The organism is Gordonia sp. VNK21 (assembly GCF_046098115.1).
Taxonomy (GTDB): Bacteria; Actinomycetota; Actinomycetes; order Mycobacteriales; family Mycobacteriaceae; genus Gordonia.
Genome location: NZ_JBJURU010000001.1, coordinates 170,945 through 183,646, shown reverse-complemented (window position 1 = coordinate 183,646; position 12,702 = coordinate 170,945). Strand labels below are relative to the sequence as shown.

The 12,702-nt window shown below is 70.1% G+C and carries 9 protein-coding genes; 6 read left to right on the top strand and 3 right to left on the bottom strand.

The window, feature by feature from the left end:
- Positions 1-2: 2 nt before the first annotated feature.
- Complete coding sequence (locus ACJMNC_RS00910; protein ID WP_408946079.1) at positions 3-2,306, top strand: RelA/SpoT family protein; 2,304 nt, start codon at positions 3-5, stop codon at positions 2,304-2,306.
- 90 nt (positions 2,307-2,396) lie between these two features.
- Here the strand turns inward: ACJMNC_RS00910 and ACJMNC_RS00905 are convergent, their stop codons facing one another.
- Complete coding sequence (locus ACJMNC_RS00905) at positions 2,397-3,329, bottom strand: peptidylprolyl isomerase (RefSeq protein ID WP_408946078.1); 933 nt, start codon at positions 3,327-3,329, stop codon at positions 2,397-2,399.
- 201 nt (positions 3,330-3,530) lie between these two features.
- Between ACJMNC_RS00905 and ACJMNC_RS00900 the strand changes: the two genes are divergently transcribed.
- Positions 3,531-4,253: an MBL fold metallo-hydrolase gene (locus tag ACJMNC_RS00900; protein ID WP_408946077.1), complete on the top strand. Its 723-nt coding sequence runs from the start codon at positions 3,531-3,533 to the stop codon at positions 4,251-4,253.
- Positions 4,250-5,512 carry a histidine--tRNA ligase gene (gene hisS, locus ACJMNC_RS00895; RefSeq protein ID WP_408946076.1) on the top strand — a complete coding sequence of 421 codons (1,263 nt, stop codon included), beginning with the start codon at positions 4,250-4,252 and terminating at the stop codon, positions 5,510-5,512. Before ACJMNC_RS00900 ends, hisS begins: the two co-directional genes overlap by 4 nt.
- 3 nt (positions 5,513-5,515) lie before the next feature.
- Here hisS and ACJMNC_RS00890 read toward each other — a convergent pair whose 3' ends face one another.
- Together ACJMNC_RS00890 and ACJMNC_RS00885 are read right to left on the bottom strand one after the other, a co-directional pair.
- A complete protein-coding gene (locus ACJMNC_RS00890) occupies positions 5,516-7,033 on the bottom strand; it encodes a fatty acyl-CoA synthetase (protein ID WP_408946075.1) in 1,518 nt (505 codons plus the stop codon).
- Positions 7,034-7,171: 138 nt separating this feature from the next.
- Positions 7,172-8,044 carry a neutral zinc metallopeptidase gene (locus ACJMNC_RS00885; RefSeq protein WP_408946074.1) on the bottom strand — a complete coding sequence of 291 codons (873 nt, stop codon included), beginning with the start codon at positions 8,042-8,044 and terminating at the stop codon, positions 7,172-7,174.
- A 213-nt stretch (positions 8,045-8,257) separates the two neighbouring features.
- On the opposite strand from ACJMNC_RS00885, the gene aspS reads away from it, so the two are divergent.
- From aspS to ACJMNC_RS00870, 3 genes are read left to right on the top strand one after another with little or no spacing between them, the layout of a single operon-like run.
- Positions 8,258-10,084, top strand: coding sequence for an aspartate--tRNA ligase (aspS, locus tag ACJMNC_RS00880; protein WP_408946073.1), 1,827 nt, complete (start codon positions 8,258-8,260; stop codon positions 10,082-10,084).
- The gene (locus tag ACJMNC_RS00875) at positions 10,081-11,211 is read left to right on the top strand and encodes a hypothetical protein (RefSeq protein ID WP_408946072.1); all 1,131 of its coding nucleotides are present in this window, start codon (positions 10,081-10,083) and stop codon (positions 11,209-11,211) included. The genes aspS and ACJMNC_RS00875 overlap by 4 nt, the downstream gene beginning before the upstream one ends.
- Positions 11,212-11,236: 25 nt before the next feature.
- Complete coding sequence (locus ACJMNC_RS00870) at positions 11,237-12,631, top strand: replication-associated recombination protein A (RefSeq protein ID WP_408946071.1); 1,395 nt, start codon at positions 11,237-11,239, stop codon at positions 12,629-12,631.
- The last annotated feature ends 71 nt before the right edge of the window (positions 12,632-12,702 follow it).

Genomic DNA, 12,702 nt, shown 5'->3' with positions numbered 1-12,702 from the left:
GCATGACTGACGCGGATACCGGGCGGCGCCCGGACGACGGGGGCACCTCGCTGAGCTCGCGCCGCGTGCGCGCCCGGCTGGCCCGCCGGATGACCGCCGCGCCGCGCAGCACCATCGAACCGGTGCTCGAGCCGCTCGCCGCACTGCACCGCGAGGTGTATCCGAAGGCCGACGTCTCGGTGCTGCAGCAGGCCTACGAGGTGGCGGCCCGCCTGCACGCCGAGCAGTACCGCAAGTCCGGCGACCCGTACATCACGCACCCGCTGGCGGTGGCGACCATCCTGGCCGATCTGGGCATGGACACCACCACGCTGGTGGCCGCACTGCTGCACGACACCGTCGAGGACACCGGGTATTCGCTCGAGGAGCTCGAGAACGACTTCGGCGCCGAGGTGGCCCACCTGGTGGACGGGGTCACCAAGCTCGACAAGGTGGCGCTCGGCAGCGCCGCCGAAGCCGAAACCATCCGCAAGATGATCATCGCGATGGCCCGCGACCCGCGAGTGCTGGTGATCAAGGTGGCCGACCGGCTGCACAACATGCGCACGATGCGCTTCCTGCCGCCGGAGAAGCAGGCCCGTAAGGCCCGTGAGACGCTGGAAGTGATTGCGCCACTGGCACACCGGCTGGGCATGGCGACGGTCAAGTGGGAACTCGAGGACCTGTCCTTCGCGATTCTGCACCCCAAACGTTACGAGGAGATCGTGCGGCTGGTGGCCGATCGGGCGCCGAGCCGCGACACTTATCTCGCGCGGGTCCGCAGCGATCTGAACAATGCGCTCGGCGCGGCTCGGATCGGGGCCGTCGTCGAGGGCCGGCCCAAGCACTACTGGTCGATCTACCAGAAGATGATCGTCAAGGGCCGCGACTTCGACGATATCCACGACCTGGTCGGCATGCGCATCCTGTGCGACGAGGTGCGCGACTGCTACGCCGCGATCGGCGTGGTGCATTCGCTGTGGCAGCCGATGGCGGGCCGGTTCAAGGACTACATCGCCCAGCCCAGCTTCGGCGTGTACCAGTCCTTGCACACCACCGTGATCGGGCCGGAGGGCAAACCGCTCGAGGTGCAGATCCGCACCCACGACATGCACCGCACCGCCGAGTTCGGGATCGCCGCGCACTGGCGGTACAAGGAGGGGCGGAAAGGCAAGGGCCGCAAGCCGTCCGACTCCACCGAGGTCGACGACATGGCCTGGATGCGGCAGCTGCTCGACTGGCAGCGGGAAGCCGCCGACCCCGGCGAGTTCCTCGAGTCGCTGCGCTACGACCTGGCGGTCCGGGAGATCTTCGTCTTCACCCCGAAGGGGGACGTGATCACCCTGCCGACCGGCTCGACCCCGGTGGACTTCGCCTACGCGGTGCACACGGAGGTGGGGCACCGGTGTATCGGCGCCCGGGTCAACGGCCGGCTCGTCGCGCTCGAGCGTCAGCTCGAGAACGGCGAGGTGGTGGAGGTGTTCACCTCCAAGGACGAGAACGCCGGACCGAGCAAGGACTGGCAGAGCTTCGTCGTCTCGCCGCGCGCCAAGACCAAGATCCGGCAGTGGTTCGCCAAGGAGCGCCGCGAGGAGGCGCTCGAGGCCGGCAAGGAGGCGATCGTCAAGGAGGTGCGGCGCGGGGGACTGCCGCTGCACCGCCTGCTCTCGGCCGACTCGGTCAACGCGCTGGCCTCCGAGCTCGGGTACACCGACATCGACGCCATCTACACGGCCGTCGGTGAGGGAAACCTGACCGCCGGCCGGGTGGTGCACCGGCTGGTGGCTATGCTCGGCGGCGTCGAAGGCGCCGAGGAGCAGATCGCCGAGCGCTCCACCCCGTCGACGGTGCCGCAGCGCGCCCGCTCCGGCGGCGACGCCGGGGTGGTGGTCGAAGGGCTCGACAACGTGCTCGCCAAACTGGCCAAATGCTGTACCCCCGTGCCCGGCGACGACATCATCGGCTTCGTCACCCGCGGCGGCGGGGTGAGCGTGCACCGCGCCGACTGCACCAACGCCGACGATCTGCGCAGCCAGCCCGAACGGCTGATCCCGGTCACCTGGGCGCCCAATCCCACCTCGGTGTTCCTGGTGGCGATCCAGGTGGAGGCGCTCGACCGTCATCGCCTGCTGTCGGACATCACCCGGGTGCTCGCCGACGAGAAGGTCAACATCCTGTCGGCCTCCGTGCAGACCAGCCGCGACCGGGTGGCGATCAGCAAGTTCACCTTCGAGATGGGCGACCCCAAACACCTCGGTCACGTGCTCAACGTGGTCCGCAACGTCGAAGGCGTCTACGACGTCTACCGCGTCACCTCCGCGGCTTGACCTCGGGCACCGTTCTTCACGCGATACTCAAACGTTCGCGCTCCCCATCGACGGGGAGCGCGAACGCTTGGATGTCGCGCGTGGCGTCGGTCAGTCGGAGACGGAGGTCTTGGTGATCGTCAGGTCGACGTTGGGGCGGCCGGCCTGCTCGGTGCCGCCGGCGGTGCGCTGAGTGCCGCCCTTGACCACTTCGTCGACGATCTTCATGCCGGCCTCGTCGACGGAGCCGACGACCGACATGCTCGGCGGGAGCTCGGTGTCGGCGGTGACGATGTAGAAGTTGGCGTTGCCGGTGTCGGTGGTGCCGGACTGCTCATTGTTGTTGTTGGCGATCACCACCGTGCCGCGCGGGTACTTGGCGTTCTCCTGGGCCAGACCCAGCTGAGCCATCTGCGGGTCGGCGGGCACCGTCTCGAGGAAGTCCGGGGTCTCGTCCGGGCTGTTCCAGCCCGGGCCGCCCGCACCGGTGCCGGTCGGGTCGCCGCACATCAGCAGGCCCAGACCCTGCTGCATCATCAGACGGTTGCAGGTGGCGCCGTCGTAGTAGCCGTCGTTCGCCAGCGAGATCATCGCATTGACATTGCAGGGCGCCTTGCTGCGATCGAGCTTGATCGTCACATCGCCCTTGTTGGTGGCCAGCTGCAGCTGCGCGTCGCCCTCCTTGAGGACGCGGTCGTCCGGCTTGTGCGAGGTGCGCAGCTTCTTCAGGCCCTCGGTGAACTCCGCGAGGTACTCGTCGGCGGCCTGCTTCTGGTTCGGCTCCACCGATTTGACCTGCTCCTGGACGGCGGCGAGCACCTTGTCGGCCTCCACCGGGGCCGCCTGGTAGTCACAGGTCACGTGCCGCGAGTTGTCCCACGCGCGGTAGCTGAAGAAACCGGCGGTCACCAGGACCGCGAGAACCACCACACCGGACACGGAACCGATGACGACGCGTCGACGATGTGCCTGCTGCCGCTCGGCCTCGAGTCGCTCTTCCAGCTTGCGCTTGGCGGCCTCGCGACGCTCCTCATTGGTCGACACGCTCGTGTGTCCTCCTGTGTCTTTCGGCGGTGGGTGAACCGTGGGCCGGACGTGGCCGACGGTAGCCGTCATAGCCGCGGGAGTCCACGGCGCGCCCCATGCTATCGCAGGAGTCTGAGCATCCGGTGGTGCGGTTCTCGGCGATTGAGGGCCGATGACACAATGGAGAACGCACACTTCGCCATAAGGAGGCCCCGAGCCGTGCTCATCACCGGATTTCCCGCGGGGATGTTCCAGACCAACTGCTATCTGGTGGCCGACGGCCCCGGCAGCGACGCGATCATCATCGATCCGGGTCAGGACGCCGCGCCGCAGGTGCGCGAACTGCTCGCCGAGCATCGGCTGACACCGGTGGCGATCTTCCTGACGCACGGCCACCTGGACCACACCTGGAACGCCGCCGAACTGGCCGACGAGTACTCGATCCCGGTCTACATCCACGCCGACGACCGTCCGATGCTCGCCGACCCGGCCTCCGGACTCGGCCGCTCCCTCGGTCCGATGATCGGCGGCATCGAGTTCCGCGAGCCCGAGAAGGTCATCGAATTCGCCGACGGACGCGACGAGGAGGTCGCCGGACTGCGCTGGTCGGTGGACCTGGCGCCCGGGCACACCCGCGGCAGTGTGCTGCTGACCATCGAGGTGCCCACCGACGAGGGCCCGGCCCCGGTCTGCTTCTCCGGGGACGTGCTCTTCGCCGGCTCCATCGGCCGCACCGATCTGCCCGGCGGCGACCATCAGACGCTGCTGAACTCCATCGCCGAGAAGGTCCTCGGCCGCCCCGACCACACGGTGGTGCTGCCCGGGCACGGCCCGCAGACCACCATCGGCGCAGAACGCGCCGGCAATCCGTTCCTGCAGGGCCTCGGCACCGCCGACGGCCCGGCGGCCGACGATGTCAAGAAAGGACGTTTCGGACTGTGAGCGCCGAATTCTCCGCACCCAAGGGGATCCCGGACTATTTCCCGCCGGCCTCCGCCGACTTCCTGGCCGTGCGCTCGGCGCTCACCGATGCCGCGCATCGTGCGGGCTACGGCCACATCGAGTTGCCGATCTTCGAGGACACGGCGCTGTTCGCGCGCGGCGTGGGCGAGTCCACGGACGTGGTCAGCAAGGAGATGTACACCTTCGCCGACCGCGGTGACCGCTCGGTGACGCTGCGGCCGGAGGGCACCGCCGGCGTGATGCGTGCGGTGATCCAGCACGGCCTCGACCGCGGCCAGCTGCCGGTGAAGGTCTGTTACGCCGGTCCGTTCTTCCGCTATGAGCGGCCGCAGGCCGGACGGTACCGCCAGCTGCAGCAGGTGGGCGTCGAGGCCATCGGCGTCGACGATCCGGCGCTCGACGCCGAGGTGATCGCCGTCGCCGACGAGGGCTACCGCCGGCTCGGCCTGTCCGGCTACCGCCTCGAACTGACCTCGCTCGGCGACGACACCTGCCGTCCTCAGTACCGGGAAGCCTTGCAGGAGTTCCTGTTCGGACTCGACCTGGACGAGCCGACCCGCGAGCGCGCACGCATCAACCCGCTGCGCGTCCTCGACGACAAGCGGCCGGAGATCAAGGAGGCCACCGCCGGGGCACCGCTGATGATCGACCATCTCAGCGATTCGGCCCGCGAGCACTTCGAGCAGGTCCGGGCGCACCTGGACCGGCTCGGCGTGCGCTACGAGCTCAACCCCCGGCTGGTGCGCGGCCTGGACTACTACACCAAGACGACCTTCGAGTTCGTGCACGACGGTCTGGGCGCCCAGTCCGGGATCGGCGGCGGTGGCCGCTACGACGGCCTGATGCGCCAGATCGGCGGCAAGCAGGACCTCTCGGGCATCGGCTTCGGCATCGGCGTGGACCGCACCGTGCTGGCACTGGCCGCCGAGAACGTCTCGGTGGCCGGAGAAGGCCGCGTCCAGGTCTTCGGGGTACCGCTCGGCACCGCGGCCAAGGCCGAGCTGGTGGCGGTGGCCGGCCGGCTGCGTGAGCACGGCATCAGCATCGATCTGGCCTACGGCGACCGCGGCCTGAAGGGGGCGATGAAGGCCGCCGACCGTTCCGGCGCCCGGCTGGCGCTGGTCCTCGGCGAGAACGAGCTCGCCGAGGGCACCGTGGAGATCAAAGACCTGAGCAACGGCACGCAGCACAAGATCCCGCTCGACGACGTGGTCGCCGAACTGTCTGCGCGCCTGTGACCGCTACCCGGCCGGGACGTCGTCGCGCAGTACCCGCTTGAGGAGTTTGCCGCTGGCGTTGCGGGGCAGCTCGGCGACCAGGTGCACCGCCTTGGGCACCTTGAACGGCGCCAGCCGCTGCTTCGTGTAGGCGATCAGCTCGTCCGCGGTGACCGCAGCGCCGTCGGCGAGCACGACGAAGGCGGCGATCGCCTCGATCCACTTCTCGTCGGGCACGCCGATCACCGCCACCTCGCCGACCCCCGGATGGGTGTACAGCGCGTCCTCGACCTCGCGGGAGGCCACCAGCACCCCGCCGGTGTTGACCACGTCCTTGATGCGGTCGACGACGGTGATGTAGCCCTCGTCGTCGATGGTCACCAGGTCGCCGGAGTGGAACCAGCCGCCGTCGAAGGCCTCGGCGGTGGCCTCCGGCTTGTTCCAGTAGCCCTCGCAGAGCTGCGGGGACCGGTACAGCACCTCGCCGGGCTGGTCGCCGGAGACCGGCTGTCCGTCGGGGTCGACCACCTTCAGCTCCACGTTCAGCACGGCGCGCCCGCACGACGCCGGACGGTCCGCGTGCTCCTCGGGGGCCAGCACGGTGGCCAGCGGTCCGATCTCGCTCTGCCCGAAGGCGTTGTAGAAGCCCAGACCGGGCAGGGCCTGCGACAGGCGCTCGAGGACCGGCACCGGCATGATCGACGCCCCGTACACGGCCTTGCGCAGTGCCGAGAGATCCCGCGTGGCGAAGTCCGGATGCTGGGAGAGCGGCACCCACACGGTGGGCGCGAGGAAGATCGCACCGGCCTTGCGTGCCTCGAGCTGCTCGAGGACCTTGCCCACCTCCGGCGCCTCCATCAGATGGTTGGTCGCGCCCACGGCCAGGTACGGCATCATCCACACGTGCATGCCCGCCGAGTGGTAGAGCGGCATGGCGTGCAGGGGAGTGTCCTGCGCGGTCATCGAGAAGGCGGTGATGCACGAGTAGTACTCGTGGGTCAGCGCACGGTGCGTCATCATCGCGCCCTTGGGCGCCGAGGTGGTGCCGGAGGTGTACAGCAGCTGCACCAGACCGGTGTCGGGGGCGATCGGCGGTTCCGGGACGTCGCCGGTGCGCACCCGGTCGAGGAAGGCGCCGTCGCCGTCGCGCAGAGCGGCCACCGCGGTCAGCTCCAGCTCCGCGGCCCGCGGGCGCAGCGCCTCGTCGGCCAGCACCAGGGCGGCGCCCGAATCGGCGATCAGGTAGGCCAGCTCGTCACCGGTGAGCATGTAGTTGATCGGCACGTGCACCAGGCCCGCCCGCGAACAGGCCAGGTAGGCGATCACGTAGGCGTCGGAGTTGGTGCCGTAGGTGGCCACCCGGTCGCCGTCGTGCAGGCCGCGGCTGAGCAGGTCGGCGGCGCCGCGGCTGACGGCGTCGTCGAGCTCGCGGTACGTCCAGGTGCGGTCGGTGAAGGTGAGCGCGGTGCGGTCCGGTGTCCGCGCGGCGCTGCGGGCCAGGAAGTCGTCGACACGGTTGGACCGGGTGGCAGTGATGGGCATGTCCTTTTCGTATCACCACGGGTGGGCCTCCGCCGCCGTCACTGCAAAAATCGTCCTCTCCGGCGGCCGCCGAGGGCAATATGCCCTCGGCGGGCCGCTCAGCGGACGATTCTTGCCGCAGACCTAGGGATCGGGGACCTAGAGGTCGTTGGTGGCGAAGGTGTCGCAGCGGCGGGCATCGCCGTCGGCGTAGCCGATCTTGAACCAGCGCACCCGCTGCTCGGCGCTGCCGTGCGTCCAGCTCTCCGGGTTGGAGCCGGCGCCCTGGATGGTGTCGTCGCCGATCGCCCGGGCGGACTGGATCACGCTGGCGATCTGTTCGTCGGTGATCGGTTCGAGGTAGCCCTCGCCCTCGCCGCGCTCGGCGTGATACGCCCACACCCCGGCCAGGCAGTCGGCCTGCAGCTCGATACGCACCGAGCCGTCATTGCCCATCCGCTGCCCCTTGGCGAGCACCCCGGTCAGGTTCTCCACGTGATGTCCGTACTCGTGGGCCACCACGTACTCCTGCGCCAGCGGACCGTCCGAGCCGCCCATCTGCTTGAGATCGGCGAAGAAGGACGGATCGAAGTACGCGGTCTGGTCGGCCGGGCAGTAGAAGGGCCCCATCGCCGAGCTCGCCGCACCGCAGCCGGTGTTGATGCTGCCGCTGAAGACGACGGTCTGCGGGCGCGTGTATTGATCGCCCATCAATTGCGACCACACCGTGTCCAGACTCTGAGTGGTGGCCTTGATCCGGCAGGCGTCATCGGTGTTGGCCTGCTCCCAGGTGCACTCGTCGAGGTGCTGCTGCAGTTCGGCGTTGTTCGACTCCACGCCGCTGCCGCTGCTGATGCTCGAGCCCGAACCGCCGCCGGTGATGTCGCCGGGATTGATCCCGAAGAGCAGCGCCACAATGGTCAGGATCAGGCCGGCGCCGCCGCCGAGCGCGATCCGGCCGCCGTTGCCGCCGCCCGAGCCGCCCGCCGACACCCGGTCGCCGCCGATTTTCCCGCTGCCTTGGAAAGTCACGTCGTTATCTTGACACGGCGGTCCCGGCTGCGGCGGCGGCACGGCCGAGTCGCCGAGTCCAAGGTCCTTACCGCCGGGTACCCGATGCCCGTCGACGGCCTCGACCAGTAGGATCGAGCACGACGTCTGCCGACTCGTGCGGCCCGACGCGTTCGCGTGCCGGCCGACCGCATGCCAGCGCATCGAAAGCCTGACCGTCCTGAAAGGATCTCCGTGCTCCGCACCCACCTCGCCGGCTCCCTGCGGCGTGACAACGCCACACAGACCGTTACCGTCGTCGGCTGGGTGGCCCGCCGCCGCGATCACGGCGGGGTGGTGTTCATCGATCTGCGGGACCGCTCGGGTCTGGTCCAGGTGGTCTTCCGCGACGAGCAGGTGGCCGAGGCCGCGCACAGGCTGCGCGCCGAATACTGCGTTCAGGTGACCGGCACCGTGGAGGTGCGGCCCGAGGGCAGCGAGAACCCGAACCTCGCCTCCGGCGACATCGAGATCAACGCCCGTGAGCTCGTCGTGCTCAACGAGTCCGCGCCGCTGCCCTTCCAGCTCGACGAGCATCCGGGCGAAGAGGCTCGTCTGCGGTACCGCTACCTGGATCTGCGCCGCGAGGACCCCGCGCGGGCACTGCGGCTGCGGTCGCAGGTCAACGCCGCCGCCCGCAGCGTGCTCGCCGAGAACGACTTCACCGAGATCGAGACGCCGACGCTCACCCGTTCCACCCCGGAGGGGGCGCGCGACTTCCTGGTTCCGGCCCGGCTGCAGCCCGGCTCCTTCTACGCGCTGCCGCAGAGCCCGCAGCTGTTCAAGCAGTTGCTGATGGTGGCGGGCATGGAGCGCTACTACCAGATCGCCCGCTGCTACCGCGACGAGGACTTCCGGGCCGACCGGCAGCCGGAGTTCACCCAGCTCGACATCGAGATGAGCTTCGTCGACGAGGACGACGTGATCGCGCTCGCCGAGCAGATCCTGGCCGCGCTGTGGAAGCTGATCGGCGTGGAGATCGCCACCCCGATCCCGCGGATGACCTACGCCGATGCCATGCGCCGCTACGGCAGCGACAAGCCGGATCTGCGCTTCGGCCTGGAGCTGGTCGAGTGCACCGAGTACTTCAAGGACACCCCGTTCCGGGTCTTCCAGTCGCCGTACGTCGGTGCGGTGGTCATGCCCGGCGGTGCCTCTCAGCCGCGCCGGCAGCTCGACGCCTGGCAGGAGTGGGCCAAGCAGCGCGGCGCCAAGGGCCTGGCCTACGTCCTGGTCCAGGAGGACGGCAGCCTGGGCGGACCGGTCGCCAAGAACCTGTCCGACGCCGAGCGCGACGGTCTGGCCGCGCACGTCGGCGCCCAGCCGGGGGACTGCGTCTTCTTCGCCGCCGGTACGGTCAAGTCCTCGCGGGCACTGCTCGGTGCGGCGCGCGGTGAGATCGCCGAACGCCTCGGCCTGATCAAGGAGGGCGACTGGGCCTTCACCTGGGTCGTCGACGCCCCGCTGTTCGAGCCCGCCGACGAAGCCACCGCCTCCGGCGACGTGGCCGTCGGCTCCGGCGCCTGGACCGCCGTGCACCACGCCTTCACCTCGCCGAAGCCGGAATCGCTGGAGAACCTGGAAGCCGATCCGGGCGGCGCACTGGCCTACGCCTACGACATCGTGTGCAACGGCAACGAGATCGGCGGCGGATCGATCCGTATCCACCGCCGTGACGTGCAGGAGCGGGTCTTCGCGATCATGGGCATCGGCAACGACGAGGCGCAGGAGAAGTTCGGCTTCCTGCTCGACGCCTTCGCATTCGGCGCCCCTCCGCACGGCGGTATCGCCTTCGGCTGGGACCGTATCGTCTCGCTGCTCGCCGGCGAGCCGTCGATCCGAGAGGTCATCGCCTTCCCCAAGTCCGGCGGCGGCGTGGACCCGCTCACCGAAGCCCCGGCCCCGATCACCGCGCAGCAGCGCAAGGAGTCCGGTATCGACGCGAAACCCGTCTCGCGCCAGAAGAATCCGCCTCGAGCAGGCGGTGACCAGCAGAAGGATTCCGAGCTAACGCCATCATGACCGTCCTCGAAGAAGAAGTCCTCGCCGCCGTCCTCGCCAGCGGCGAGGAGGTGCTGAGCCGTCGGACCGGATCACCGGTCAGCCTGTCCGAGCCCGAGGACCTCGGCGGGACCGGCCGCAGCACGGTCATGCGCGCCCGGGTGGGGGACAACGCCTTCTCCGACGACCGCAGTGTGGTGGTGAAGGCCTTCGACGAGGCCGAACCCGAGCAGCTGCAGCGGGAGGTCGCCTCGTACCGCTACGTGACGGCGCTGCCGAGCCAGTCCCGGCCCGGGCCGCAGCTGCTGGCCGCCGACATCGAGGCGCGCATCGTGGTGCTCACCGATCTCGGGCACGGCCGATCCATGGTCGAACTGCTCGGTGAGGACGCCGACGCCGCGGCCCGCGGGGTCAGCGCCTGGGGTCAGGCGCTGGGCCGGATGCATGCGGCCACCGCCTACGGCGAGGACGACTTCGACGCGCTGCTGCGGCACTCGGTGCGCCAGGGCAAGGGGGCGCGGACGGCGGGCGGCGGGGAAGTGGCCACCCAGGCGGCCGCCGCCGCGGCGGCCGTCGACGAGATCGGGCGCCGTCTCGACATCACCGTCCCGGACCGGCTCGTCGCCGAGCTCGGCACCGGCACCGGACTCTTCGAGGCCGGCGACTACCGGGCGTTCAGCCCCTCGGACGTGGGCCCGGAGAACATCTTCATCAACGACGGCGGACTCCAGTTCATGGACTACGAGTTCGGTGCCTTCCGGGACGCGACCCTGGACGTGGCCTACGCCCTGGTGACCTTCCCGGCCCGGCTCGCCGAGACCGCGGTGGGCAAGCGGGCGGCGCTCGAGACCGCTCTGGTGGACGCCTGGCGTTCCGAGGCGCAGCCGGTGTGGCCGGCGCTGAGGCGCGACGGCGACCTGCAGCGGCACATCCTCACCGCCCGCACCCTCTGGGTGTGGCTGTGCACGCACTGGCTGCTCAGCGGCGCCGCCGGCGCCCACGACTGGGCGCTGCACACCGCCGACGCCAGGGTGGTGCTCACCCGCTGGGGCGATCTGGTGGATGCGGCCGCACGGGCCGGGGACGGCGAACTGGCCCAGGGCGCCGCCGATGTGGAGACCGCGCTGCGCCGATTCTGGTTCGAGTAACCGGCGGGCAGGAGTTCAACCCAGCATGAGCGACGACGATCCCGGCCTGTTCGCCGAGACCGGAACCGGCGCCGATGCCCCTTCCGCCGCCGGAACGGGGCCCGCGCCGGGCCGGCCGCTGGCGGTGCGGATGCGGCCCGAGTCGCTCGACGAGATCGTCGGCCAGCAGCATCTGCTGGGGCCGCGGTCGCCGCTGCGGCGGCTCATCGAGGGCTCCGGAGCATCGTCGGTGATGCTCTACGGTCCGCCGGGCACCGGGAAGACCACGATGGCCTCGCTGATCAGCCGGGCCACCGGCGGCCGGTTCGAGGCGCTCTCGGCGCTCTCGGCCGGAGTCAAGGAAGTCCGTGCGGTGATCGAAGTGGCCCGCCGCCGGCTCGCCCAGGGGCAGCAGACCGTGCTGTTCATCGACGAGGTGCACCGCTTCTCCAAGACTCAGCAGGACGCGCTGCTCGACGCCGTGGAGAACCGGATCGTGCTGCTGGTGGCCGCCACCACCGAGAATCCGTCGTTCTCGGTGGTCGCACCGCTGCTGTCCCGGTCCCTGGTGCTGCACCTGCAGTCGCTCACCGATGAGGACATCGCCGAGGTGCTCACCCGGGCGGTCACCGATCCGCGCGGACTGGACGGCGCGGTGGAGCTCACGCAGGAGGCGCTCGACCATCTGATCGCGGTGGCCGGCGGCGATGCCCGGCGCGCACTGACCGCGCTCGAGGCGACCGCCGACGTCTTGCTCGACGGCGCCGACGAGGACGCCGGGCCGGTGCCGGTGAGTGTGGCCGACGTGGAGGCGGCGGTGGACCGGGCCGCGGTGCGCTACGACCGCGACGGCGACCAGCACTACGACGTGATCAGCGCGTTCATCAAATCCATCCGCGGTTCCGACGTGGATGCGGCGCTGCATTACCTGGCCCGGATGATCGTGGCGGGGGAGGACCCCCGGTTCATCGCGCGGCGACTGATGGTGCACGCCAGCGAGGACATCGGGATGGCCGACCCGACCGCTCTGCAGAGCGCCGTCGCCGCCGCCCAGGTGGTGGCGCTGGTGGGGATGCCAGAGGCCAAGCTGGCGCTGGCGCAGGCCACCATCCATCTGGCGACGGCGCCGAAGTCCCCGGGTGTGGTCCAGGCGATCGGCGAGGCGATGGCCGACGTCCAGGCCGGCCGGATCGGCACCGTGCCGCCTCATCTGCGCGACGGCCACTACCAGGGGGCCAAGAACCTGGGCAACGCAGTGGGCTACCGCTATCCGCACGATGTGGCCGGCGGGGTCGTCGCCCAGCAGTATGCGCCCGATCCGCTGGTCGGGCGCGACTACTACCGGCCCACCGATCACGGTTTCGAGCGCGAGCTGACCCCGCGAGTGGGCCGGCTCCGGTCGATCGTGCGGCGGATCGTCTCCGGCAGCGGCAAACGCTGACCCCGACGGCGGAACTCGGGCCGGGCGGCGGGTGATCGCCGAGGAGGGCGGCGGTAGACTCGAACGCTGAT

Coding starts and splice junctions, on each gene's coding strand:
- ACJMNC_RS00910 (WP_408946079.1), top strand. CDS start 3: ATGACTGACGCGGATACCGGGCGGCGCCCGGACGACGGGGGCACCTCG.
- ACJMNC_RS00890 (WP_408946075.1), bottom strand. CDS start 7,033: ATGCCCATCACTGCCACCCGGTCCAACCGTGTCGACGACTTCCTGGCC.
- ACJMNC_RS00875 (WP_408946072.1), top strand. CDS start 10,081: ATGACCGTCCTCGAAGAAGAAGTCCTCGCCGCCGTCCTCGCCAGCGGC.
- ACJMNC_RS00870 (WP_408946071.1), top strand. CDS start 11,237: ATGAGCGACGACGATCCCGGCCTGTTCGCCGAGACCGGAACCGGCGCC.